General features: G+C 62.7%; 23 protein-coding genes and 1 tRNA gene. 17 read left to right on the forward strand and 7 right to left on the reverse strand.

All coding sequences use genetic code 11. The features are described 5' to 3' along the window. From CUC44_RS15650 to galE, 9 genes are all read left to right on the forward strand, one after another. A partial coding sequence (locus tag CUC44_RS15650; RefSeq protein WP_167388927.1) for a class I SAM-dependent methyltransferase occupies window positions 1-619 on the forward strand: 619 nt, incomplete at its 5' end. Between the two features lie 2 nt (window positions 620-621). Continuing rightward, window positions 622-1,101, forward strand: a complete 480-nt coding sequence (locus CUC44_RS15655) for a DUF2878 family protein (protein ID WP_100860820.1) — start codon at window positions 622-624, stop codon at window positions 1,099-1,101. Then, on the forward strand, window positions 1,098-1,316 hold the full coding sequence (locus CUC44_RS15660; protein ID WP_050718007.1) for a TIGR02450 family Trp-rich protein: 219 nt from the start codon (window positions 1,098-1,100) through the stop codon (window positions 1,314-1,316). The genes CUC44_RS15655 and CUC44_RS15660 overlap by 4 nt, the downstream gene beginning before the upstream one ends. Next, window positions 1,273-1,821: a chalcone isomerase family protein gene (locus CUC44_RS15665; RefSeq protein ID WP_100860821.1), complete on the forward strand. Its 549-nt coding sequence runs from the start codon at window positions 1,273-1,275 to the stop codon at window positions 1,819-1,821. The genes CUC44_RS15660 and CUC44_RS15665 overlap by 44 nt, the downstream gene beginning before the upstream one ends. A gap of 14 nt (window positions 1,822-1,835) precedes the next feature. Further along, window positions 1,836-2,378 carry a DUF3833 domain-containing protein gene (locus tag CUC44_RS15670; RefSeq protein ID WP_100860822.1) on the forward strand — a complete coding sequence of 181 codons (543 nt, stop codon included), beginning with the start codon at window positions 1,836-1,838 and terminating at the stop codon, window positions 2,376-2,378. A gap of 130 nt (window positions 2,379-2,508) precedes the next feature. Then, window positions 2,509-2,976, forward strand: coding sequence for a Dps family protein (locus CUC44_RS15675; protein ID WP_100860823.1), 468 nt, complete (start codon window positions 2,509-2,511; stop codon window positions 2,974-2,976). Window positions 2,977-3,209: 233 nt separating this feature from the next. Next, complete coding sequence (gene hcp, locus CUC44_RS15680) at window positions 3,210-4,859, forward strand: hydroxylamine reductase (protein ID WP_100860840.1); 1,650 nt, start codon at window positions 3,210-3,212, stop codon at window positions 4,857-4,859. Window positions 4,860-4,965: 106 nt separating this feature from the next. Further along, entirely contained in the window at window positions 4,966-5,961 is a 996-nt protein-coding gene (locus tag CUC44_RS15685; RefSeq protein WP_100860824.1) for an FAD-binding oxidoreductase, read from the forward strand. Window positions 5,962-6,045: 84 nt separating this feature from the next. After that, window positions 6,046-7,059, forward strand: coding sequence for a UDP-glucose 4-epimerase GalE (gene galE / locus CUC44_RS15690; RefSeq protein WP_100860825.1), 1,014 nt, complete (start codon window positions 6,046-6,048; stop codon window positions 7,057-7,059). A gap of 164 nt (window positions 7,060-7,223) precedes the next feature. Here galE and CUC44_RS15695 read toward each other — a convergent pair whose 3' ends face one another. Next, on the reverse strand, window positions 7,224-7,973 hold the full coding sequence (locus CUC44_RS15695) for a DsbA family protein (protein WP_100860826.1): 750 nt from the start codon (window positions 7,971-7,973) through the stop codon (window positions 7,224-7,226). Window positions 7,974-8,171: 198 nt separating this feature from the next. Here CUC44_RS15695 and CUC44_RS15700 point away from each other — a divergent pair. Further along, window positions 8,172-8,259 (forward strand) — tRNA-Ser (locus tag CUC44_RS15700). Between the two features lie 116 nt (window positions 8,260-8,375). Here CUC44_RS15700 and CUC44_RS15705 read toward each other — a convergent pair. Continuing rightward, entirely contained in the window at window positions 8,376-9,284 is a 909-nt protein-coding gene (locus CUC44_RS15705; protein WP_208621079.1) for a helix-turn-helix transcriptional regulator, read from the reverse strand. Window positions 9,285-9,425: 141 nt separating this feature from the next. Between CUC44_RS15705 and CUC44_RS15710 the strand changes: the two genes are divergently transcribed. Both CUC44_RS15710 and CUC44_RS15715 read left to right on the forward strand, forming a co-directional pair. Further along, the gene (locus CUC44_RS15710) at window positions 9,426-11,582 is read left to right on the forward strand and encodes a TonB-dependent siderophore receptor (protein WP_100860828.1); all 2,157 of its coding nucleotides are present in this window, start codon (window positions 9,426-9,428) and stop codon (window positions 11,580-11,582) included. A 100-nt stretch (window positions 11,583-11,682) separates the two neighbouring features. Beyond that, window positions 11,683-12,732, forward strand: coding sequence for an alpha/beta hydrolase (locus CUC44_RS15715; RefSeq protein ID WP_100860829.1), 1,050 nt, complete (start codon window positions 11,683-11,685; stop codon window positions 12,730-12,732). Window positions 12,733-13,074: 342 nt separating this feature from the next. On the opposite strand, the gene CUC44_RS15720 is transcribed toward CUC44_RS15715, so the two are convergent. From CUC44_RS15720 to phnR, 5 genes are all read right to left on the reverse strand, one after another. Next, entirely contained in the window at window positions 13,075-14,487 is a 1,413-nt protein-coding gene (locus tag CUC44_RS15720) for an FAD-dependent oxidoreductase (RefSeq protein ID WP_100860830.1), read from the reverse strand. Window positions 14,488-14,504: 17 nt separating this feature from the next. Then, the gene (locus CUC44_RS15725) at window positions 14,505-16,193 is read right to left on the reverse strand and encodes a putative 2-aminoethylphosphonate ABC transporter permease subunit (protein WP_425266325.1); all 1,689 of its coding nucleotides are present in this window, start codon (window positions 16,191-16,193) and stop codon (window positions 14,505-14,507) included. A 32-nt stretch (window positions 16,194-16,225) separates the two neighbouring features. Further along, the gene (locus CUC44_RS15730; RefSeq protein WP_100860832.1) at window positions 16,226-17,290 is read right to left on the reverse strand and encodes a putative 2-aminoethylphosphonate ABC transporter ATP-binding protein; all 1,065 of its coding nucleotides are present in this window, start codon (window positions 17,288-17,290) and stop codon (window positions 16,226-16,228) included. A gap of 230 nt (window positions 17,291-17,520) precedes the next feature. Beyond that, a complete protein-coding gene (locus CUC44_RS15735; protein ID WP_100860833.1) occupies window positions 17,521-18,540 on the reverse strand; it encodes a putative 2-aminoethylphosphonate ABC transporter substrate-binding protein in 1,020 nt (339 codons plus the stop codon). 101 nt (window positions 18,541-18,641) lie between these two features. Continuing rightward, a complete protein-coding gene (phnR, locus tag CUC44_RS15740; RefSeq protein WP_100860834.1) occupies window positions 18,642-19,349 on the reverse strand; it encodes a phosphonate utilization transcriptional regulator PhnR in 708 nt (235 codons plus the stop codon). 187 nt (window positions 19,350-19,536) lie between these two features. Here phnR and phnW point away from each other — a divergent pair, with 187 nt between their 5' ends. From phnW to hcp1, 5 genes are all read left to right on the forward strand, one after another. Continuing rightward, a complete protein-coding gene (gene phnW, locus CUC44_RS15745) occupies window positions 19,537-20,679 on the forward strand; it encodes a 2-aminoethylphosphonate--pyruvate transaminase (protein ID WP_100860835.1) in 1,143 nt (380 codons plus the stop codon). Next, window positions 20,676-22,073: an aspartate aminotransferase family protein gene (locus tag CUC44_RS15750; protein WP_100860836.1), complete on the forward strand. Its 1,398-nt coding sequence runs from the start codon at window positions 20,676-20,678 to the stop codon at window positions 22,071-22,073. The genes phnW and CUC44_RS15750 overlap by 4 nt, the downstream gene beginning before the upstream one ends. Continuing rightward, window positions 22,066-22,905 (forward strand): phosphonoacetaldehyde hydrolase, encoded by an 840-nt coding sequence (gene phnX, locus CUC44_RS15755; protein ID WP_100860837.1) that lies wholly within the window; start codon window positions 22,066-22,068, stop codon window positions 22,903-22,905. Before CUC44_RS15750 ends, phnX begins: the two co-directional genes overlap by 8 nt. A gap of 535 nt (window positions 22,906-23,440) precedes the next feature. Next, the gene (locus tag CUC44_RS15760; RefSeq protein WP_100860838.1) at window positions 23,441-24,202 is read left to right on the forward strand and encodes a LuxR family transcriptional regulator; all 762 of its coding nucleotides are present in this window, start codon (window positions 23,441-23,443) and stop codon (window positions 24,200-24,202) included. A gap of 236 nt (window positions 24,203-24,438) precedes the next feature. Then, window positions 24,439-24,846, forward strand: a 408-nt coding sequence (gene hcp1, locus CUC44_RS15765) for a type VI secretion system effector Hcp1 (protein ID WP_100860839.1), incomplete at its 3' end; no start/stop codon positions are given.

Raw genomic sequence — 24,846 nt, forward strand, 5'->3', positions numbered from 1 at the left:
GACCACCACCACCATCTCCCAGGCCCAGCACGACCATGCCCGCGACTGGATTGCGGCGGCGGGGCTCGAGGAACGCATCACCTTGCTGCTGGAGGATTATCGCAAGCTGGAGGGGCGCTACGACAAGTTGGTCTCCATCGAGATGATAGAGGCAGTGGGTCATGCTTTTTTACCGGACTATTTCAGACAGTTGTCTCGCCTGCTCAAACCCGGCGGCCGTTTGCTTATCCAGGCCATCACCATAGCCGACCAGCGCCACGCCCAGTATGTGCGCAGCGTCGACTTCATCCAGCGTTACATCTTCCCCGGTGGCTGTCTGCCGAGTGTCTCCCAGCTGGCGGGCTTGCTGGCCCGGGAGACCGACATGCAGCTGGTGAGGCTGCATGATCACGGCCATCACTACGCCCGCACTTTGGCTCACTGGTGCGAGCGTTTCCTGGCGCTGGCCCCCGAGCTGCCGAGGCTGGGTTACAGCCAGGACTTCATCCGGCTTTGGCACTTCTATTTCGCCTATTGCGAGGGGGGATTCTGGGAGCGAGCCATCAGCCTGGTGCAGCTGGAGGCCGCGAAACCTGGCCCGGATGGCTGGCAGGGGGATCTGCCAGTCAGCGGTCACTGACCATGTGGCCCTGGGCCCAGCTGCTGGGGTTCAACCTCTACTGGTGGCTGGCGGTGACATGGCAGCAAGCGGCGCCATTGCTGTTGTTGCTGGGGCTGCATCTGCTCTGCTCGCCGGACGCCCGCGGGGATCTGCGACTCTGGCCGCTGGCGCTGGCCGGTTGTCTGCTCGATGGCCTGCTGTGGCGGCTCGGCTTGTTTCAGTTTTCCCATGGCTTTCCCCTCTGGCTGGGGCTGCTGTGGCTCGGATTTGCGATGACCCTGGGTCAGGGGCTGCGCTGGTTGCTGGCCTTGCCCCGCTGGCAGCAGGGGCTGCTCGGCATGGTGGGGGGAGCCGGTTCCTATGTGGCGGGAGCCGCCATGGGATCGGTACACTTGTCTTGGGGCATCGGGATCAGCGCCTTCACATTGGCGTTGATCTGGATGTGGTGGTTACCCCTACTGCTGTGGGTAATGGTCAAGCTGGAGGGTGAACCAAGATGAGCACCTTTTCGACCGATACTCTGCTGTTTTCGAAGTGGACCAGAGAGGATCAGCACACGCCGAGCGAGCATTTCTATCTGGTGGTTTCTTGCCTGCGAGACGGGCAGGGACAGCTGATCGGGGTAGTGATGCAGGACATCAACACCCTGCAGGAACAGGAGATGAACTGCCATGAACTGGAAGATCCCGCACGCTGGCACATGGGCTGGAACTAGTCTGTTGCTCGGGCTGCTGCTCTGGCCGTTGTGTTGGCCACTCGCCGCCAGCGCACAAGCTCTGCCTTGGCAGCGGCTGCGCACCGTCGGCCAGGGGGAGATGCACTGGCTCTGGTTCAAACTCTATGACGCGACCCTTTATAGCCAGACGGGCCACTACCGCCCGCAGCACTATCCGCAGGCCCTGACCATCATCTATGCCAGATCCATCTCCCGTGAGGACCTGCTCAGCGCCACCGGGCAGGAGTGGCAACGGCTGCAGGTTGGCAGCCCTGAGCAGCGTCAACGCTGGCTCAGACAACTAGCCAGTTTGTGGCCGGATGTGCAGCCCGGTGATCGGCTCGGTTTCTACGTGGATGCCACAGGGCAGGGCCATTTCTGGTGGCGAGACAAGCCGCTGGGCACTGTGCCTGATCCTCAGTTCCCGGCCGCGTTTCTGGCCATCTGGCTGGCGGACAACAGCCGCGATCCCGCCCTCACCCGCCGCCTGCGCGGCCAACCCTGATACCGGAGTCCCTCATGCCTCTCTACCGCACATGGCGCATTCTGCTGCTGTGGCCACTGCTGCTGCTGGCAGCTTGTGGCGCCAGCATCGATGACTATAGAGGGCAGGGCCCGAACTGGGATCTCGCCCGTTTCTTCAATGGCAAGCTCATGGCTCACGGCCTGGTGACCGACCGTAGCGGCGCAGTGACCAGTCGCTTTCGGGTCGAGATGCAGGGACGCTGGCAGGGTGGCAAGGGGGAGCTGTTCGAGCAGTTTTATTTCGACGACGGCCGCCGGCAGACCCGCACCTGGTTTTTGAACAAGGGGTCGGACGGGCACTGGCGCGGCACCGCCTCGGATGTGGTGGGGGAGGCGGTGGGCAAGACGGCAGGCTTTGCCTTCAACTGGCGCTATCAACTCGATCTGGCCCTGCCGGACGGGGAGCTAGTGCGGGTCAGTTTCGATGACTGGATGTATCTGCTGGATGAAGATCGCCTGATCAATCGTGCCGAGATCAGCAAGTTCGGCATTCATCTGGGGGAGGTGATCCTCTATATCGAGCGGCTTGAGCGATGAATTCATGTGCTTTTCCCGCTGACGATAGCCATTCGCTATCAATGAGCAAGGCACAATCAATTGTCCTTTGAGTCTGTGCGAGGATATCCTAGCCCTGTTCCCAAATTTGATGTCCACCTGGAGGTGAATGATGAAGAGCCCAATCGGTCTTGATACCGTTCAATCACAAGCCCTGGCCGCCGAGCTGAACAAGTTGCTGGCCAGCTACCAGATCCTCTACATGAACGTCCGTGGTTTCCACTGGAATATCCGCGGCAACCAGTTCTTCGAACTGCACCTGAAGTTCGAGGAGATCTACAACGATCTGCTGCTCAAAGTCGATGCCCTGGCCGAGCGCATCCTCACCCTGGACGGCGTGCCCATGCACAGCTTCAGCGACTATCTGAAGGTCTCCGCCATCCCCGAGCAGAAGGGGCTGCACGATGGCCGTGCCTGCGTCGAGTCCCTGCTGGATAGCTTCCGCGAGTTGCTGGTGGCCCAGCGCCGCATCCTGGGTCAGGCCGCTGAGGCCGGTGACGAGGGTACAGCCTCCATCCTGTCTGACTATGTTCAGCAGCAGGAAAAACTGGTCTGGATGCTGCGCGCTTATCTGGCCTGATAGTTTGAAAAGGGGGAAGTAGTGCGTCTATCCGGCCTGCTTCCCCGCCACCCGAATCCTGAGTAGTCTCTCCTTTTATGCACCCTGTTGCCGCCCTGTTTGGGCGGCTTTTTTGTTTTTGATCTGCATCAATGAAAATTGAATTGGTAAATTGAATGCCTATTAAGTTTTCATGGACAGGCATAGAATCGCCACAAAACAAGCAACTGAAATGTCCAATTAGGAGAGGCATGATGTTTTGTGTGCAATGTGAACAGACAATTCGTACCCCGGCAGGCAATGGCTGCGCTTACGCGCAAGGTATGTGCGGCAAGACAGCCGAAACCTCGGATCTGCAGGATGTGCTGATTTATACGCTGCAAGGCCTCAGCGCCTGGGCGTTGGCGGCCCGTGAGCACAACATCGTCGATGACGAGATCGATGCCTTCGTGCCCAAGGCCTTCTTCGCCACCCTGACCAACGTCAACTTCGACTCAGCCCGCATCGTCGCTTACGTCAACCAGGCGCTGAGCTATCGCCAGCAACTGGCGGCCAAGCTGGTCCCCCTGGCGGTCAAGGCCGATGAGCTGCCCGCCGCCGCTCATTTCGAGCCGGGCGCCGAGCTGCTGGAACAGCTGGCCCATGCACCCCAGACCGCGGTCAATCGCGGCAAGAGTGAAGTCAACGAAGACATCATGGGCCTGCGCCTGCTCTGCCTCTACGGCCTCAAGGGCGCCGCCGCCTACATGGAGCACGCCCGGGTACTGAGCCAGCAAGATGCCGAGGTGGCTGCCGAATTCCACCGCATCATGAGCTGGCTGGGCACGGATCCTAGCGATCTGGATCCCCTGTTCAAGTGCGCCATGGAAATTGGCATGCTGAACTTCAAGATCATGGAGATGCTGGATCTCGGTGAGACTACCGCCTTCGGCCACCCCGAGCCGACCCAGGTGCGCGTTACCCCTGTGCCGGGCAAGTGCATCCTGGTCTCCGGTCACGACATGGTGGATCTCAAGCTCATCCTGGAGCAGACCGCCGGCACCGGTATCCATGTCTACACCCATGGCGAGATGCTGCCGGCCCTGGCCTATCCCTTCTTCAAACAGTACCCGCACCTGGTGGGCAACTACGGCTCCGCCTGGCAGAACCAGCAGAAGGAGTTTGCGAACTTCCCCGGTGCCGTGGTGATGACCTCCAACTGCATCATAGATCCCAACGTAGGCAACTATAGCGATCGCATCTTCACCCGCTCCATCGTCGGCTGGCCGGGTGTCACCCACCTGGAAGGGGAAGATTTCTCTGCCGTGGTGGCCAAGGCCCAGGCACTCGATGGCTTCAAGCACGTTGAGCTCGAGCACTTCATCACCATCGGCTTCGCCCGCAACGCCCTGATGCAGGCCGCTCCTGCCGTGATCGACAAGGTCAAGGCTGGCGAGATAGGTCACTTCTTCCTGGTAGGGGGTTGTGATGGCGATCGTGCCGAGCGCGCCTACTACACAGAGTTTGCCAAGGCCATCCCGCAAGACAGCCTGCTGCTGACCCTGGGCTGCGGCAAGTACAAGTTCAACAAGCTCGATTTTGGCGACATCGGTGGCATCCCCCGTCTGCTGGACGTGGGCCAGTGCAACGATGCCTACTCCGCTATCCAGCTCGCGCTGGCGCTGTCCGAGGCGTTCGAGTGCGGCGTCAACGATCTGCCCCTGACCCTGGTGCTCTCCTGGTTCGAGCAAAAGGCCATCGTCATCCTGCTCACCCTGTTGGCGCTCGGCGTGAAGGACATCCGTACCGGCCCGACCGCACCCGCCTTCCTGACCCCGGCCCTGCTCAAGGTGCTGGAGGAGCAATTTGGTCTCAAGGGAACCACCACGGCCGAGGCCGATCTGGCCGAGATCCTGGCGGCCTGATCCGGGCTCTTTGCCCCAGACGTATTTCGCATGTTGTAAGCCTTTGGCGAGCCGATTGGCTCGCCTTTTTTTCAAGACGTCGCTTTCAGACAAGAGGAGCCTTGCGATGACCTCCACCTCTCTCACCCTGCGCTGCACCGGTCGCCGGGCGGACACTCACGATGTGGCGAGCTGGCAGTTCGCACCGCTGACGGGCAGCCTTCCCTCCGTGCTGGCGGGCCAGTGCATAACCTTGCACACGACCATCGACGGTCAGCCCCAGTGCCGCGCCTATACCCTCTCCTCCAGCCCGCAGGATGGGTTCTGGCAGGTGACCATCAAGGACGTGGGCCTGGTCTCCCATCACCTGCACCAGAGCCTGCAGGTGGGGGACGAGATCCGGGTCGATGGCCCCTTCGGCGACTTCAACCTGAGTGCGCTGCCGTGCGAGCGACCGCTGCTGCTGAGCGCCGGCTCTGGCATCACTCCCATGTGGGCCATGTTGCGGGACGAGCTCGCCAAGGGGCCCGATGCGGATATCCGCTTCATCCACAGCGCCCGCTCGCCGGAGGACGTGATCTTCGCCGCCGAGCTGGCTGCCCTGGCCGAGGCGCACCCCGGCGTGCGCAGCGCCCTGGTGCTGGAACAGGCGCCGGCAGCTCATCCCTGGGTTGGCCGGCTCACACCGGACATGCTGAGGGAATTGGCACCAGACTTGCTCACTCGCCATGTCTACCTGTGCGGGCCTGCTCCCTATATGACGGCGGTGAGCGCCATGCTGGCTGAGCTGGGGTTGCCCGCCGAGCAGCTGCATCAGGAGTCTTTCGGCTTGCCTGCTGCTGTGCCGGCTGCGGCCGGCAGCGACCACTTCTGGCTGACCCTGAAAAAGAGCGGCAAGAAGGTGAAGATCTTGCCGGGACAGACCCTGCTGGCTGCGCTGGAGGGGGCGGGGGAGACCATGATGGCCGCCTGCCGCGCCGGGGTGTGCGGCGCCTGCCGTTGCACCACCACGGGCGAGATAGAGCGTCAGAGCGTGATGACCTTGAGTGCTCAGGATCTCGAGAGCGGCGTCGCGCTGGCCTGCTCCTGTACCGCCAAGGGGGATATAAGCCTGGACTATTGATGGTCTCATCAGAGAGTTGTGCTTTTCTCGCACCGGCCCGGCGGGTACACTCAGCCCCAGTTTCATCAGAACACGGGATTAGACATGACAATATTGGTCACGGGGGGCGCCGGTTATATCGGCTCCCATACCCTGGTTGAACTGCTGGGCGCCGGTCAGCAAGTGGTGGTGCTGGACAACCTCTCCAACGCCTCGCCGGAGTCCCTCAAGCGGGTCGAGCGGATCACCGGTCAGGCGGTCACTTTCGTCGAGGGGGACATTCTGGACAGAGCCTGTTTGCAGCACCTCTTCGCCCAGCACCAGATTGAATCCGTGATCCATTTCGCCGGCCTCAAGGCGGTGGGGGAGTCCAGCCAGATCCCGCTCACCTACTACCAGAACAACGTGACCGGCACCCTGGTGCTGTGCGAGGAGATGGCCAAGGCTGGCGTGTTCCGGCTGGTGTTCAGCTCGTCCGCCACCGTCTATGGCGATCCCGCCTCTGTGCCCCTGCGGGAAGACTTCCCTACCGGTGCCACCAACCCCTATGGCCGCTCCAAGCTGATGGTGGAAGAGATACTGCGTGACCTCTCCAAATCCGACCCACGCTGGGCCATTGTCCTGCTGCGCTACTTCAACCCGGTGGGCGCGCACCAGAGCGGCCTCATCGGCGAGGATCCCAACGGCACCCCCAACAACTTGCTGCCTTACATCAGTCAGGTCGGGGTGGGCAAACTCAAGGAGCTGGGGGTGTTTGGGGATGACTACCCGACGCCGGACGGCACAGGGGTGCGCGACTATATCCACGTGGTGGATCTCGCCATCGGCCATTTGAAGGCGCTCAAGCGCATCGCCACCGATACCGGGGTCTTCACCTACAACCTGGGCACCGGCCAGGGTTATTCCGTGCTGGAGATGGTCAAGGCGTTTGAAGTGGCGAGCGGTCGCCCCATCCCGTATCAAATCAAGCCCCGCCGCCCCGGTGACATCGCCGAATGCTGGGCCGAACCGACCCTGGCCCGCGACGAGCTGGGCTGGCAGGCAGAGCGGGGGCTGGAGCAGATGATGGTGGACACCTGGCGCTGGCAAAGCCAGAACCCGAACGGTTACCAGGCCTAAGCTGCCAGATCACAGATAGTAAAACGCCCGATAGTTTGCCGGCAGCGTTTCGCCAAGGTTGATCAGACCAGAGGGTAGAAGCCTGAATTCGGCTAAGAGAATTCAGGCCCACATAGCAAAACGCCCCGATATAGCGGGGCGTTTTTTATGGGCGGCGGGCTGGCTTATTGGATGCTCTTGCCCGCGCGCACGTCTTTCACTATGGCCTGCAGGCTGGCCAGATCGCGGGGGGCACCGCGCAGGATCTGGTCACCGATGATGAAGGCCGGGGTGCCGGAGATGCTCATGGCTTCTGCCAGGGCGCGGTTGGTACCCAGGTTCTTGTCGATGCTGCCATCCTTGATCTTGGCCTCGACCTTGCTCCAGTCCACGCCGGCGGCCTTGGCGACGTCTTTCACCTGGGCCTCGTCGGAGAGCGGGCCCTGGTGGGCATACAGCTTGTCGTGGAAGGCCTGGTACTTGTCAGGCTGGCCGAGTTGCACCGCCAGGGCGGCGCGAGCGGCGTAGTAGGAGGTCTCGCTCAGGATCGGGAACTGTTTGTAGATGTAGCGAATGTCCTTGTCCTCGCCGAGCAGTTGCTTGACCAGGGGATGGGCGCGCTTGCAGTAGCCGCAGTTGTAGTCGAAGAATTCCACCACGGTCAGGCTGCCCTTGGGATTGCCGCTCTCGGGATCCTGATTGGCGTACAGCTGCTTGGCATGGGCTTCGATCAGCGACTTGTCGTTGGCGGACTGCTGGCTCTCCTGCTTGGCGCGCAGGGCATTGGACATCTCGACCAATATCTCCGGATTCTTGACCAGATAGTCGCGCACGATCTGCTCGACATCGCTCTTGGTCAGCTCACTGGCCTGCAGCGGGGCGGCAAGCAGGGTCGCACCGGTCAGGGCGGCGCACAGGGCATGTTTGATTCTCATAAGTCCATCTTGCTGGGGATATGGTAGTGGCCCCTATAGTGGGTGAGTCTGTTTTCAAGTCAAGTTATCCGGTTGAAAAAGCGCGGCTTCTGCCCAGTTTGCGGGATTTGTGCGTCATTTCGGCCAATAAATCGGCAAACGGACGGAGTGGGGATTTACAAGCCCGATCTCGATGGGTAGTATTCGGCGCACTGCTGCGGAGGGGTGGCAGAGCGGCTGAATGCACCGGTCTTGAAAACCGGCGATGGGCGACCATCCGTGGGTTCAAATCCCACCTCCTCCGCCATTCATTACAGAGCCCATCTCATTGATTGAGATGGGCTTTTTCATATCTGCCGTTTATGCCGTCAGCCCTGGGGGCTCATGTTGTCCGGCAAGACACAATCAGCGCTCCCGCATTGCCTAGTCCGGCTTCTCCTGCCCCTGTCTGACGATCTGCTTTGGCGAGAAGCCAAACAGCTTTCGAAACGCCGTGATGAAGTTTGCCGCATGATGGTAACCCGCGTGCTCGGCGGCCTCTTGCAGTGACATGGTGCGCTCCTCCAGCCTGACCTTTACCTCCTGCAACTTTCGCTCACGCAAATAGCGCTGCAGGCTCATGCCGAGCTCCTTCTTGGCCGCCCGCTGCAGGGTGGAGACACTCATGCCGAGCGTATCTGCGATGTCGGCCAGGGCCATCTCGTCCACCTTCTCATCCATCAGCAACATCTTCAGGCGGGTCGGTTGTTCGTTGTGGCGCTGGCTGGAAACGAAGGCGATCTGCTGGATGTTGACCATCAGACTCTCCCAGACGGTGAGGGCGAACGCCTCCCGCATCAGCATCTCGGGGCCATTCTGGCTGCTGGTGAGGTTCAGGGCCTCCGCTATCTGACCAAGGTGCGGGGGCAGGGTCCAGTCGAAGCGGCTCAGATGATGGCTGAAGATCCGCTCGAATGAACCGCGATGCTTGCCGGCCATCTGCCGCTCGAGCCAGGGCAGGCTGAGGGAGAGGACGATGCTGCGGCTGCGAATATTTGCCTTGGCGGCCCCCTGCACCAGGTCGGGCTCGGTGTAGAGGATGGCGGTGGCTATGATGGGATCGGACTTGTGGAAGCGACAACCCCGCAGGCGGTGAGTGGCACCATAGGTCATCAGCGCCTTGCTCTCGAGCGGGATGGCGATGATGAGCTGAGGCGGTAGCTCGCGCTGGGTCGAGAAGTCCGCCTTGTGGACTATATCCTTGTTATGAAACAGGATGCCGTCCTGGATCATCAGGTTTTCCACCCTGCCGATAAACAGGCCGCGTTTGCGAACTGCCGTATCTCTTACCACTGCGCCACTCATGTCACTTTGACCATATCGAAGAGTTAAATGACCAAACCGCAAAACTACTGCGGAAACTTGGATGCTATATTAGCCCCCTCAAAATCAAATGAAAATCATTATCATCTATGTTCGGGGGTCACTCTCACTATGGTCGTCTTTAAGGATAAAGCGCCAAGCCCACTGGCTTTGGCCGTCTCTGCCGCTCTGGCGGTTACCGTTGTTTCCCCGGTCTGGGCAGAAACAGCGAACATAACGCCGGATGAAACCGTCGTCGTCTACGGCAACCCGCTCTACGGGATGGCGCCGTCGGAGGAGACCGGTGGCTACAGCGTCGACGCGGCCACGGTCGGGACCAAGACCCCGGCGGCCCTCAAGGACATTCCCCAGTCGATCACCGTGCTGACCAACGACTACATAGAGGAGCGCAACTTCGTCGCGGTGGACGACCTGGCGAAATACACCCCAGGCCTGCGCACCATGGTCAACGACAGCGGTCGCTCCTCCATCTTCTCCCGCGGCTACGAGTACGACGAGGTGAACCTCAACGGCCTGCCGTCTCCCTTGCAGAGCAAGTACGGCACCTTGCCGTCTCTCGCTGCCGTCGATCGGGTGGAGATCATGCGCGGCCCCTCCGGCCTGTTCAACAGCACCAGCGAGCTGGGTGGTGTCATCAACATGGTGCTCAAGCGCCCGACCGATGCCTTCAAAGGCTCGGTCACCGCCCGCTACGGCAGCTGGGACAGGCACTACCTGGAAGCGGATCTGGGCGGGGCGCTGAACGAGGAGGGGTCCCTGCGTGGCCGCGCCGTGGTGGCCAACGCCGACATCAAGAACCAGGTCGACTACAACAACAACGACAACGGCACCTATTACGGCACCCTGGAGTTCGATCTCTCGGATCGCACCCTGCTGTCGGTCTATGCCCTGCACCAGACCAAGGACATATTGCCCACCAACGGCCTGCCGGCCTATAAAGACGGCACCATGCTCGACATCGGCCGCAGCACCTATCTGGGATCGGATGAAGACTTCTTCGACGCCGACACCACGGACGTGGGCGCCTCCCTCCAGCATGCCTTCGCCAACGGTGGGGTCGCGCAGTTCTCGGCCCGCTACATGGATCACGATATGCAGCTGGAGCAGACCTTCACCAACGGCCCGGTGGACGCGGCGGGCAATACCGGCCTGATGTTCAATGGTCAGGCTAACCAGCAGAAAAACATGGCGTTTGATGCCAGCTACAGTCAGATGTTTGGTCTGCTGGGTCACAAGAGCGAGTTCGTGCTGGGCTCCGACTACAAGCGCTACGAGTCCGACATCCAGACCTACACCAACCGCAACATCGGCAAGATCAACGTCTTCAACTTCGACCCGACCACGGTGGCCAAGCCGACCTACAGCTACACCAAGAATGACCACGAGGAGCAGTCCGAGCTCGGCCTCTATGGCAAGGTCACCTGGCGCCTGCTGGAGCCCCTTGCGGTGATCACCGGGGCTCGCGTCTCCTGGTACGATCTGGACACCGTCAGCACCACCCTGAGTTCGGGCGCCCAGAGTAGCGAGTCCGGTGAGTTCAACGGCAAGTTCACCCCCTATGCCGGGGCCGTCTATGACCTGACCGACGAGCATGCGCTCTATGCCAGCTATTCCCAGGTGTTCAAGCCCCAGACCAGCCAGGATGAGAGCGGCAACATGCTCAAGCCGCGGGAAGGCAGCCAGTGGGAGACCGGCATCAAGTCCGCCCTGCTGGACGGTCAGCTCAATACCCGGGCGACAGCCTACCTGATGAAGGACAGCAATATCGCCGCCCAGGCCTATGACGATCAGGGCATCGCCATCACCAACACCTACTGGGCGACCGGCAAGGTGGACACGCAAGGGGTGGAGCTGGAGGCGACCGGTTACCTCAGCCAGAACTGGATGGTGATGACGGGTTATACCTTCACCGACATCGAGGAGAAATCCGGCGATCACAACCCGAAATTCGATGCCATCCCGCGCCACTCCCTCTCGCTGTGGACCGACTACCACCTGGCGGACTGGGTGCAGGGGTTGCACCTGGGGGCGGGGATGACGGCGGTCAGCGACTACTCCTTCAATCAGAAGGGGGTCGAGACCCATCAGGGGGGCTATGCCCTGTTTGATGCGGCGGTGCGCTACGACATCAACGACAAGATGCAGGCGACCCTGAACGTCTACAACATCTTCGATCGCGAGTACTTCTACCGGGTCGGCTCGACCAGTACCTTCAACATGTATGGCGAACCGGCCAACCTGATGGCAGGTTTCACCTACAAGCTGTAACGATCGACAGCAACAGGGCCCGCCGGCCCTGTTGCTGTTTCCCGTGCCATCCATACAAGGCGCCAGCGGCTCATCCTGCCGCCAGGCTGCGACTCACCTTATGCACAGACTCATCGCGATACTAATCACCATGCTCAGTCTCTCTTCTGCCCAGGCAGACCTGCTCCACTACGCCGAGGGCTTCAGCCATCACTCGGCCCTGCTCAACGAAACCCGGCAATACAGCGTCTATCTGCCGGATGACTATGCCCAAAAGCCGAGCCAGCGCTTCCCCGTGCTCTATCTCCTGGACGGGGAGAAGTTCCTGCTGGAGGTGGCCGGCATTACCCAGGCGCTGCGGGCCGGGCTCAATCCGGCGATCCCGTCCCTCATCATAGTGGCGGTGCACAACACAGACCGGATGCGGGACTACACCCCGAGCCACACCATGGCGCTGCCCAACGGGGCGCCGGCGGGGGCCGGCTATGCCAAGACGGGGGGCGGCCCTGCCTTCATGCAGTACCTGACCAAGGAGCTGCGCCCCCTCATCGAGGGCCGCTATCGCACCACCTCGCCGGCCCTGCTGGTGGGCCACTCCCTCGGGGGCCTGCTGACCCTGGACACGGTGGCAAAAGACGAAGGCGAGTTTCAGGGTTATCTCTCGGTGGATGCCAGCCTCTGGTTTGACTATCCCCACAACTACCAGCGCATCGAGCGGGCCCTGACCCAGCCCCTCAAGCACGCCTCCTCCCTGTTTATCGCTGTGGCCAACAATCCCTATACGCCGGGCTTCGGCCGCTCCGAGTTTCATCGGGATCACCTGCGCCAGTTCGCCCAGAGCGTGACGGCGGGGCCCGGCCAGAACCTGCACGTCACCCATCGCTACTATGAGGAGGAGGATCACCACAGCGTCTACCACCTGGCGGTCTATCAGGGGTTGCAGTGGTTGTTTCAGGGCTATCGGCTGGACTTGACCCCGGTGGTCTTCAACCGACAAGAGGTCATCGGCCGCTACGATGCCCTGAACCGCCAGCTCGGCAGTGCGCTCAAACCGGAGCGGGAGAATCTGACGGATATCAGGGACAAGGCGACTCGCTGGCCCCAGATGCAGATCGCCCCGGCCGAGGCCGACGCTCTGCTCAAGCACTATTACGGCGACAACGACAAATAGCACGGCTAGTACATAGGCCAATGGCTCGCTAGCCGATCGCAAACCCGTGGCGGCGCCCGCTTTTCAGATGGGTGCTGCCACTGTCTCTTCGCTCTTTCCCGCTCGGGCAAGACGTCACTCGCATCGACAGGCCCTGGTGACGACTCATCATGGTGCACGACCTCGTGCCGACCTCAGGCCCGACGACGCCCTCTTTTCCCCTGTCAGGAGAGGCGCTTCCTCTTGGTGAGGCATTATCCGTTTCATTATTCGCTAGATGAATGACCAATAGAAATCCATCCATCATATGAATAATGCTGGGCCTCCCTGCCGATGTGTCGGCGGCGCAGGCTGATCTTCTCCCTATTTATCCGCCTTGCCGGCGGCGTCGGCCAGACTCGCCAGCCGCTTGTCGTACCAGCGTACTGGCCGCCCTGCATCTTCTGCCCTCTCTTTCCTGCGAATGGCGCTGCGCACCAGCATGGCCCCGAGCCAGCGTATGGGCTCGGGTGGGAAATAGCCGCGCGAGCCCCCCACCAGGGCGCACCGGCGCCAGGGCTCATCCTCTAGCCGCTTATCGTCTCTCACCATGGCCGCCAGGATGCGGCCGCCGATCCAGCTCTGGGCGACCCCGTTGCCGGAATAACCCAGGCCGTAGGCGATGTTCGGCTGCCGGCGCCAGTGGCCGAAGAAGGGCAGGCCGTCCACGGAGCGGTCCGAGGCGCCGCACCAGCTGGCGGCGATGGGTACGTCTTTGAGGGCCGGGAAGAAGCGGTGCAGGGCCAGGGTGAGGGGGGCCAGGTAGCGGCTGGGCTCATCGAACTGGGCCAGGTGGCGGTTGGCGAAGGCGAAGGTGTTGCCCCCCTTGCCGAGCATCAGGCGCCCGGCCGGGGTCGAGCGCGCGTAGTAGACGAAGGTGCGGCCATCGACCGTGCTGCGGCCGTGATCCATCTGTTGGGCGGCCAAGGCGTCGGGGGCGGGCGTCGTTATCACCATGTCGGAGGAGACCAGCACTATGGCGCGGCGAAACTCGCGAAACTGCTCCACCATGGCGCCGTTCATGGCCAGCACCACCTTGTCGGCGCTCACTATTCCCAGCGGAGTCTGGATCCGGGCGGCTTGCCCCGCCTCCAATCGCAACATGGGGGTTTGCTCATAGACCTCCACCCCGAGCTCCCGGGCGACCCGCAGCAGGCCGCGCACCAGCAGGGCCGGCTGCACCGAGCCCGCGTGGGGGCTGAAGACTCCTTCCAGATGCGCCGCCGAGCCGCACTGGCCCGCCAGATCCTGCGCCGCTATGGCTTGCCACTGGTTCAGCCCTGCCTCATCCAGCCTGGCCATGATGGGCGCCATGGCGCCGCGCTGGGCCTCGCTGGTGGCTGTGTAGCAGGTGCCCTCTACTCGCAGCTCTGCCGCTATGCCATGAGCCTCGCAGAAACGGGCTATCTCGTGCACCGCCTGCTCCGAGGTGCGCACCAGCCAGGCGGCCTGCGCCTCGCCGAATTGCTTGCACAGGCTGGGGTACTTGGCGGACCAGGTGAGCAGGCAGCCGCCGTTGCGACCCGAGGCGCCGCCGCCGCACAACCCCTTCTCCAGCACCAATACCCGTAATTCGGGGTCAGCCTGCTTGAGATGAATGGCGCACCAGAGCCCGGTGAAGCCGCCGCCGACGATGCAGACATCGGCGTCATGGTGACCCTGCAAGGGAGTGGGGTCTGCGGGTTGCTCGGCGGCCAGCGCCTCGGCCAGCCAGAAGGGGAGTTGAGGGTGAGGCATGTGTTCTCCGTTGAGAGTCAGGGTTGGCGCCAGCGCTGGGTGCGGGTCAGCAGGGTGCGGCTGAGGCCAAGTTGCAGCAGCTTGACGCTGGCGGCCGCCAGCAGGATCAGGGTGGCCATGGCGGCGGCGGCCGCTGTGTCGCCGGAGTCCTCCATGTTGAGCACGGCGATGGAGGCGAGCACGCTGTCGCTGGAGTAGAGGAAGATCACCGCCGAGGTGGTGGTCATGGCGTTGACGAACAGGTAGATGAAGACTTCCAGCAGGGCGGGCAGGCTGGCGGGCAGGGTGACGCGCCAGAACGCCTTGAGCAGCGGAATGCGCAGAGAGATGGCGACCAGCTCCAGCTCTTTGGGCAACTGTTTGAGGCTGGTGAGCGCCGTCATGTGCCCCACCGTGTAGTAGTGGATGATGCAGGAGAGCACCATCAGCGGCAGAGTGCCATAGAGAGTGCCGAGCAGGCTGTCCGGCCGGTTGAAGAAGAAGATGTAACCCAGCCCCAGCACCATGCCCGGCACCGCCAGGGAAAGCATGGCGAGCAGGTGCATCAGCTGGCGCAGGGGGGCGAAGTGGCGACCCTTCTCCTGGGCCCAGGCCAGCACCATGATGAGGCCAGTGCCGGCGATGGCGGTGAGGGCGCCGAGCTTGAGGGTGTTGGTGAAAGGCTGCCAGCCGTAGACGCTGTTGCTGTCGAAGGCATAGTGCTCCAGGGTCAGGCTGAGGTTGTAGGGCCAGAACTGCACCAGGGAGCCGTAGACCGCCATGCCGACCAGGGCCAGGAACAGCAGGGCCCAGAGTCCGCACCAGAGCAGCGCCAGCAGATCCCGCACCTTGTGCGGGGTGGGGCGGTAGGGTACGGATTTGCTGCTGCTCTGCTCCTGCATCTTGCTGCGCACCCTGTGCTCGAGGGCGAAGCTCAGCAGGGCGGGCAGCAGCAGGGTGACGCTGGCGACCGCCCCCAGGGAGAAGTTCTGCATGCCGATCACCTGGCGGTAGATGTCGGTGGCCAGCACGCTGTACTGGCCGCCGATCACCTTGGCCACCCCGAAGTCGCAGATGGTCAGGGTGAACACCGCGATGGCGGCGCTCAGGAGGCCGTAGCGGGCGGTGGGCAGGGTCACGGTGAGGAAGGTGCGAAGGGGCGAGCTGCCGAGCACCCTGGCGGCTTCGTACAGGCGGGCGTCGCTGTGACCCAGCGCCGTGATGAGGATCATCAGGGCGTGGGGGAAGCACCAGAAGCCGAGCCCCATCACTATGCCGATGGGGCCATAGATGCTCTCTCCCCCCAGCAATCCTTTGGCAACCCCTTGGTTGCCGAACCAGTAGACCAGGCTGATGGCGGGCAGCAAGGAAGGCATCAGCAGGGGAATGAGGCCGATGAGTCGAAACAGCCCCTTGCCAGGCATGCAGGTGCGGGTGAGGGCATAGGCGTAACCGAAGGCGACAGTGACCACCAGGGTCGTGATGAGCAGGCCGAGCCAGAGGGTGTTGCCTATGGTGCGGGTCAGGTTGGGGGAGAGGAAGTAGTCCCGAAAGTTCGCAATCCCCACCCAGTTGCCGTCCAGGTCCTGCAGGCTCTTTTGCAGCATGGCGAGCAGGGGCAGCAGCAGGCCGCCGGCCAGCAGTGCTATGCCGAGCAACAGCAGCACGAGCTGAATCAGGCTGTCCCGGCTCCAGCCCGCGAGGTGCTGGCGCCACCCGTTCTCCATTCGGGTTACCCCTAGGGTCTTGGGTTGCAGCGTCATAGGGCCTCCCCGTCGAAACATTGCACGGCATTTGCAGGCCAGTGCAGGGAGCAGGCCATGCCGGTGCGCCACTGGGTCTGTTCATCGTTGGGGCCTTGCACCAGCACCTGCTGCGGGCCGAGGTAGGTCTGGGCGCTGCAGATGAGCCGCTGGGTGGCGCCGAGAAACTCCACCTGCGTCACCTCGGCCTGCAAGCCGCTCTGGGCCGGGGGGGTGAGGCTGATGGCCTCGGGGCGAATGGCTATCTGCAGCTTGCTGCCGGCCGCGGCCCGGTTGGCCAGCGCCAGGGGCTGCTCGTTCAGGCGCACCTGCTGCGGGCTCAGCACCAGGGCGTCGAGGAAGTTCATGGTGCCGACGAAGCTTGCCACGAAGCGGCTCGCCGGCCTGTGGTAGATCTCCTGTGGCGTGCCCACCTGCACTATGCGCCCCCCCTCCATCACGACGATGCGATCCGCCATGGTCAGGGCTTCCTCCTGATCGTGAGTCACCATGATGGTGGTGATGCCGAGGCGCTGCTGCAGGGCGCGGATCTCGCTGCTCAGGTGAGTGCGCACCAGGGCGTCGAGGGCGCTCAGGGGCTCGTCGAGCAGCAGCAGGCCGGGAGAGAGAGCCAGAGCCCTGGCCAGCGCCACCCGCTGCTGCTGGCCGCCGGAAATCTGGCTCGGGTACTTGTGGGACTGGGCCTCGAGGCCGACCAGAGCGAGCCAGTGCTGCACCTTCTGCTGGATGCTCTCCTTGTCCTGCCCCTGATTCTCGAGGCCAAAGGCGATGTTCTGGGCCACCGTCAGGTTGGGAAACAGGGCATAGGACTGGAAGACGATGCCAAAGTCCCGCTGCTGGGGTGGCAGCCGGGAGATGTTGCGCCCCCCTTGCCAGATCTCGCCGCCGTCCGGCAGATCCAGGCCGGCGATGGCCCGCAGCAAGGTGGTCTTGCCGCAGCCCGAGGGGCCGAGGAAGCAGACGAACTCCCCCTGCTCGACGGCGAGGGAGATCTCTTTCAGGGCCTGAAAGCTCCCGAAGTGCTTGTTGAGGTGCTGGATGTCCAGATAGGGCCGGGTCATGGTCTGACTCACTGCTGATTTGGTATATACCAGTTTGCGGTTGAAGTGTGACCGTGCCATGACAGAAAGATGACGGGAGCGTGATGGTCAGGGGTCATGGCTGCGGGGTCAGGGCAGAGGGGCCAAGGCGAGCGCCTTGGCAGGCATAGATGATGAGTCTGGCTCCTGCCAGCAACGACAAAAGGCCGACTAGGGTCGGCCTTGTTGACTACAGATCACCCGAACAGTGCTTACTGCTTGGCTTCCGACTTGCCGTCGAAGCTGGCGGTCCACTGGCTCAGGATCTGGTTGCGCTCGCGGGCTGCCCAGGCGAAGTCGTTCTCGATCATCTGGCCCTTGATGTCGGCGGGGTATCCGTCCCTGGCCTTGGCGATCTGGGGAATGGCGACCACGGCGAAGGACTTGTTGTACAGGCTGTTGGCCTGCTCGGTGGCGGCGAAGTCCAGCAACTGCTTGGCCGCTGCGAGCTTGGGGGTGCCCTTGAGGATGGCGGCGGCTTCCATGTCCCAGCCTGAGCCTTCGCTCGGGAAGATAACGTCTATGGGGGCGCCCTTGCCCTTGAGGCTGGTGGCGGGGAAGTCAAAGGAGATGCCGACCACTGTCTCGCCGCTGGCTGCCAGCTTGCACGGGGCCGAGCCCGAGTGGGTGTAGCGGTCTATGTTCTGGTGCAGGCCTGTCATGAACTGCCAGCCTTGCTGCTCGCCCATGCTCTGCAGCCAGCCCGCCACGCTCAGGAAGCCGGTACCGGACGAGCTAGGGTTTGGCATGATCACCTTGCCCTTGTAGATGGGCTTGGTGAGGTCGCTCCAGCTGGTGGGCGCCGGGATCCCCTGCTTCTCGGCCTCGACCTTGTTGAAACAGATGGCGCTGAAGAAGGCATCCAGCCCGATCCAGTGCGGCTCTGCCTTGGGGTCACGGAAGCGGCTGTCGAGCTTGTCCAGCCCCTTGGGCGCGTAGCCTGCCAGCATCTGCTGCTGATCGAGCTGCATCAGGCTGGTGGCCGCCAGCCCCCACACCACGTCCGCCTTGGGCTGGGCCTTCTCGGCCAGCAGCCGGGCGGTGACCACGCCGGTGGAGTCCCGCACCCACTTGATCTGGATGTCCGGGTGCTGGCGCTCGAAGGCGATTTTCAGCTCGGTGAGCTGCTCCGGCTCGAAGGCGGTATAGACGGTGAGGTCGGTCGCGGCCATCACCGGGGCTGTCATGGCGGCCAGCAGTGCGCTCGCCAGCAAGGGGGTTCCCTGTTTCATCCTCTGTCTCCATCGAAATTGGTATAAACCAGATTGGTCGAGAGAGAGGCTAGGGGAGGATTGTGACGTTCGGGTGACGGCCCCGTGACGTTTTGATGAGGCTACTCCTCGGTATCCACCTCTATCTCCAGGCTGTCGTGGCGCCAGTATTCCAGATCGAAGTCGAGCACCCGGCCGTGCTGATCGAAGTTGAGTCGCTCCAGGCGCAGGGCGGGCAGCCCGGCGGTCGCTCCCAGCGCCTTGGCCACCTCGTCCGGCAGGGCGGTGGGGAAGAAGCGCACCTGCATGCGGGCGTACTGCAGGCCGTAGTGGGCCTCGTAGATCTCGGTCAGGCTGCCGTTGAGATCCAGCTCAAGCAGGCCGGGCACCCGCTCGGGCAGGCAGTGGTTCTCGCAGTAGCAGAGGGCGCGCCCGTTGGCGTAACGCAGCCGCTTGAGCAGGAACAGGCTGTCGAACGGCTTGAGCTGCAGCCTTGCCATCAAGGCGGGAGGCACCGCCTGGCGGCTCTTCTCCAGCAGCTCGGTGTGAGGCTCCCCTCCCTGCTCGCGCACTATCTGGTGGAAGTTGGAGGTGCGCCTCGGGTTCAGGCGAAAACGGGGCGGGGTGACGAACCAGCCGCGCCTGTCCTCCCGGTAGATGAGACCGCTTGCCTCCAGCTGCACCAGGGCCTCGCGGATGGTGACCCGGGTAGTGCCGTAGAGCTCTCCCAGCAGCCGCTCCGAGGGGAGCTTGTCGTTGGCCTGTAGTCCGCCCGCCTGGATCTGGGTGGCGAGGGCATCCTTGATCTGCAGGTATTGGGGTTTGCTCATGGTGATCCTTGTGGACGAAAAGGTGCTTGGTAGAGACCAGTTATGGTCTCTGGCTCAGGATCCCTAGATTATCGCGATGATGGCGCCGAAAATGAATTTTTTGTTGCACGAAGGGGCACCCCTTTGACCCGGGAGGGGGAGATCACCACAATAGGCTCTATCTGGTATATACCAAATGGAGCAAGCCATGACCCACATCCCTGCCGCCCCCGCTGCCGTCGACTACCTGCTGTTGACCCCGGGCCCCCTCTCGACCACCCCCACGGTGCGCGCCGCCATGTTGCAGGACAGCTGCACCTGGGATGCGGACTACAACCTGGGGGTGGTGGAGCCCATCCGCCACGAGCTGGTGCGCCTGGCCATGAGCCCGGAATATGTTGCCGACTACAGCGCCGTGCTGCTGCAAGGCAGTGGCAGCTACGTGGTGGAGAGCGTGCTGGGGTCGGCGCTCGGGCCAGATGATTGCCTGCTCATCATCAACAACGGCACCTACGGGGCCCGCATGGTGGAGATGGCGTTCTGCCTCGGCCTGCGCCACCTCGAACTCGACTGCGGCGAGACGGCGCGCCCGGAGGCGGCGGCCATCGAGGCTCTGCTCGGCCAGCACCCCGGGATCACCCACCTGGCCATGGTGCACTGCGAGACCACCACCGGCATGTTGAACCCGCTGGAGGAGGTGGCGGCACTCTGCCAGCGCCGCGGCATCCGGCTCATCGTCGACGCCATGAGCAGCTTTGGCGGCATCCCCATCGACATGGGGCGCCTTGGCATCGAATTTCTCATCAGCTCCGCCAACAAGTGCATCCAGGGGGTGCCGGGCTTTGGCTTCGTCATCGCCCGCCGCTCGGCTCTCGTGGCCTGCGCCGGCCGTGCCCGCTCCGTCTCCCTCGATCTGCACGCCCAGTGGCAGACCATGGAGCAGCAGGGGGGCAAGTGGCGCTTCACCTCACCGACCCATACCGTGCTGGCCTTCGCCCAGGCCCTGCGGGAGCTGGAGGAAGAGGGGGGCATAGCCGCCCGCTACCGCCGCTATCAAGAGAACCAGCGCACCCTGGTGGGAGGCATGGCCGCCCTCGGCTTCAAGCCCCTGCTGCCCGCGCCCTGGCAATCCCCCATCATCACGGCTTTTTACTCCCCCACCCATCCCGACTATCGCTTCGTCGATTTCTATCAGCGCCTCAAGGCCCAGGGCTTCGTCATTTACCCGGGCAAGGTCTCCCGGGCGGATTGCTTCCGTATCGGCAACATAGGGGACGTGACCCCGGCCCGGGTGCGCGGGCTGCTGAGCGCCATGGCGGGCGCCTGCTACTGGCAGGAGGGGGCGCGATGAGTCGCCATCCGACCCTGCCCGGCGGCGGCCTCGCCGACACCGAGGGAGACATCAATCTGGGGGAGGCGCGCCTGCGCTGGTGGGCGGGGCAGGGCGAGTCGGTGCGCGAAGGCCTGGCCGAAGATGGCCGCTATTTCCTCCATCAGGCCCTCTCCAGCCCCTGCCTCGATCTGCTGACAGGGGCGCAGGGGAGCCGGCTGACCAGCGCCTCTGGCCATCTGTATCTCGATTTTCACGGCAACAGCGTGCACCAGCTCGGCCACGGTCACCCTAGCGTGGTGGCGCGGGTGCAGCAGCAGTTGGCGGATCTGCCGTTCGCACCGCGCCGCTACACCCATAGGGTCGCCATCGACTGTGCCCGCACCCTGGCGGAGCTGGCTCCCGGCGATCTTAATCGGGTGCTGTTTGCGCCAGGGGGGAGCGAGGTGGTGGGCATAGCCCTCAAGCTCGCCCGCTTCATCACGGGCAACAGCAAGGTGGTCTCGCTCTGGGATGCCTTCCACGGCGCCTCCCTGGATGCCATCTCGGTCGGCGGTGAGGCCTGTTTTCGCGCCGGGATGGGGCCTCTGCTCCCCGGGGTGGAGCGGATCCCGCCTCCCACCCGTTATCGCGGGGCCTGGTATCGCGGCGAGGGGGAGGATCTGCACTATGCCGACTACCTCGAATACGTGATTGAGAAGGAAGGGGGCATAGGCGCCTTCATCGCCGAGCCCATCCGCAACACGGACGTGCAGGTGCCATCTCGCGCCTACTGGCAGCGGGTGCGGGAGATCTGCGATCGCCACGGGGTGCTGCTCATCGTCGACGAGATCCCCAACGCCCTCGGTCGCACCGGCCACTGGTTCAGCTTCGAGGAGTTCGGCATCGAGCCCGACATCATCTGCCTCGGCAAGGGGCTGGGGGGAGGCATTGTGCCGTTTGCCGCCCTCATCACCCGGGATCGCTTCAATCAGGCGGCCGCCATCTCCCTGGGCCACTACACCCATGAGAAGAGCCCCATCGGCTGCGCGGCGGCCCTGGCCACCATAGAGGTGATCCGTGAAGAGGGGCTGCTGGCCAAGGTGCAGGAGGATGGTCGCTTCATGGCCGCCGAACTGGCCAAGCTCGCCGAGCGCCATCCCCTGATAGGTCAGGTGCGCGGCATCGGCCTCTTGTGGGCGCTGGATCTGGTGGCAGATCACCAGAGCCGGGCCCGGGCCAGCGCCGCCGCCGAAGAGCTGCTCTACCGTTGCCTCGCGCTGGGCCTGAGCTTCAAGGTCTCCCAGGGCAACGTCATCCAGCTCTCACCCCCCCTTAACATCAGCCGCGCCGATCTGGCGCAGGCCATTGCCATCCTCGATCAGGCCCTTGGCGAGATCGAAGCCTCACAAGAACAGGAAAACTCACATGACTGAGACACAGATAGCCATTCACAGCGCCACGGACGTACAGGGGCTGATCCTCGATTGGGCCGGTACCGTGGTGGACTTTGGCTCCTTCGCGCCGACCTCCATCTTCGTGGAGGCGTTCGCCCGGGCTTACGATTTCGAGGTGACCCTGGACGAGGCGCGCCAGCCCATGGGCCTTGGCAAGTGGGATCACATCGCGACCCTGGGTCGCCTGCCCTCGGTGGATGCCCGTTGGCAGGCCCGCTTCGGCCACCCCATGAGCCGCGAAGAGGTGGATCACCTCTATCACACCTTCATGCCGCTGCAGATAGCGGCGGTGACCCGCTTCGCCGCCCCCATCCCGAGTGTATTGCCTGTGCTGGCGAGCCTGCGGGCCCAGGGGCTTCGCATCGGCTCCTGCTCCGGCTATCCGCGCCCCGTGATGGAGGCCCTGGTGCCGGCGGCGGCCGAGCTGGGCTATCGCCCGGATCACTGGGTCGCCACCGACGATCTCAAGGCGGGCGGGCGCCCCGGTCCCTGGATGGCGCTGGCCAATGTGATTGAGCTCGGGTTAAGCGCCGTGCATCGCTGCATCAAGGTGGACGACGCCGTGCCCGGTATCAGCGAGGGTCTGAACGCCGGCATGTGGACCGTGGGGCTCTCTGTCTCCGGTAACGAGTTTGGCGCCACCCTGGAGGAGTTTGCGGCCATGGGGCAGGACGAAATAGCCGCGCGGCGTGCCCCCGCCGAGGCCAAGCTGCGCCAGGCGGGGGCCCACTATGTGATCGACACCCTGGCGGACATAGCGCCCGTGCTAGCCGACATCAACCGCCGGCTGGCGCTGGGGGAGCGTCCCTGAGAGGAACACACCCTATCAAACCCGGAGAGAGGCTGGGCTCAGCCACCTGAGCCCTTGCCATGGGGACGACCAGATCCCGGATCCGGCTTTCTCCTATATCAGCTATCGATATAAGCCATTGAGATCAGCCACCTATATTCGTGCTTGGTGCCAGCAGACCAGGGTTTCTGATGGAGGTGGGCTTGTACGAGTCTTTATTGGTCAGAATGAGTGGCGACCCCGCCCAAACGAGGTCAGATCGGCAAGGTGTAGTAGTTTAATATGCTGCATTAATCTGATTTAAGTTGTGTAAAATATGTCAATTGGAGTTTTTATTTACTAAATATATTAATAATTAGGCCTATTACCGTTTTTATGGGATGGTAGGTTTGGTTTCGAGTGGTTCCGCCCATTCATTTATATGGCCCAGCTGACTCTCGTCACCGGGTCTTTTTGTTTTTGTAGCCTGGCTGTTGCAACTTGTTAATGGCTGGTTCAGCGTCCATTGGGGTTACGGCTGAACAATGTGGCTACCGTTATCAAGCAAGATCGTGACATGGATACAACTGACGCATTAGACCTCATCTCCCAGTTCGATCGGGCCAGCGATGAGCGCACCATAGTGGCCTTGCTGCGCCAACTGACGGCACAGATGGGGTTTGACCACTTTCGTATGGCCCTGATCTTCCCCAATACCATACAGCGGCCGGATGTCATCATCTTCAATGGCTGCCCTCAGGCCTGGGTGGATGCCTATACCCAGGCGAACTTCTTCGCCATCGATCCCGTGGTACAGCGTGGCATGGTGCAGAGCACGCCTATCCTGTGGGCGGATCTCATGGACGAGGGGGCGTGCGATGAGCAGAGTCTGGCGGTCATGACCCTGGCCCAGGAGGCGGGGCTGCGCGATGGCATCACCTTCCCCTGGCATGGGGCCAATGGCCACGTCGGGCTGCTCTCCCTGGTCACCCACAGCCCGCGCCCCCGGCCAGAGTGGCTGGCTGCTGTGCCTTCGCTCACCTGGCTCTCCATGCACATCTTCGAAGCGGTGGCGCGGGTCTGCCTGGTGGGCCTGTCGCCCCACGATGCCCTGAGCCTGCGGGAGCTGGAGGTGTGCCGTTGGGCCGCCGAGGGCAAGCAGACCAGCGACATCGCCCAGATCCTGGGGATCACCCCGCGCACCGTGACGTTCCACCTGAACAACGTGGTCACCAAGCTGGGGGCGAACAGCAAGTGCCAGGCCATCTCCTGGGCGCTCAAGCAGGGGGTCGTCAGGCTGAATGTGGAGCTGGCGTCGGTGGCCAATGTGGATGAGTAGCAGTGGAGTCGTCGGTTTTACGCAACAACTGGCGCATTTATCAGAGTAATAAACTGCTAATGCAAGTTTGTATGGTCTAACTGATGGATAAAGACAAGTTGTTGCGCTGTTTGTGCTGCCAGAGCTGAGAGGATTTTTGTATATCGTTGAAAGATAACGATTAAATGGAATGGCATGGTCGCTGCTAATGGTTTCGGTCGAGTGTCATTACCGTTTAACCAATCAGGAGCATACTCATGCCAACTCCATGTTATATCAGCATCGAAGGTAAAACCCAGGGCAACATCACCGCCGGCGCCTTCACCTCCGACTCCGTCGGCAACATCTTCGTGCAAGGCCACGAAGACGAGATGCTGGTACAAGAGTTCCAACACATCGTCACCGTACCGACCGACCCGCAATCCGGTCAGCCGGCTGGTCAGCGTGTCCACAAGCCGTTCAAGTTCACCGTGGCCCTGAACAAGGCCGTACCGCTGATGTACAACTCCCTGGCCTCCGGCGAAATGCTGCCGACAGTGACCCTGAAGTGGTACCGCACCTCCGTCGAGGGCAAGCAAGAGCATTTCTTCAGCACCGTACTGACCGATGCCACCATAGTCGACATCGACTGCCAGATGCCCCACTGCCAGGATCCGGCGAAGTCT

The sequence above is a fragment of the Aeromonas lusitana genome (genome assembly GCF_002812985.1).
Lineage (GTDB): Bacteria > Pseudomonadota > Gammaproteobacteria > Enterobacterales > Aeromonadaceae > Aeromonas > Aeromonas lusitana.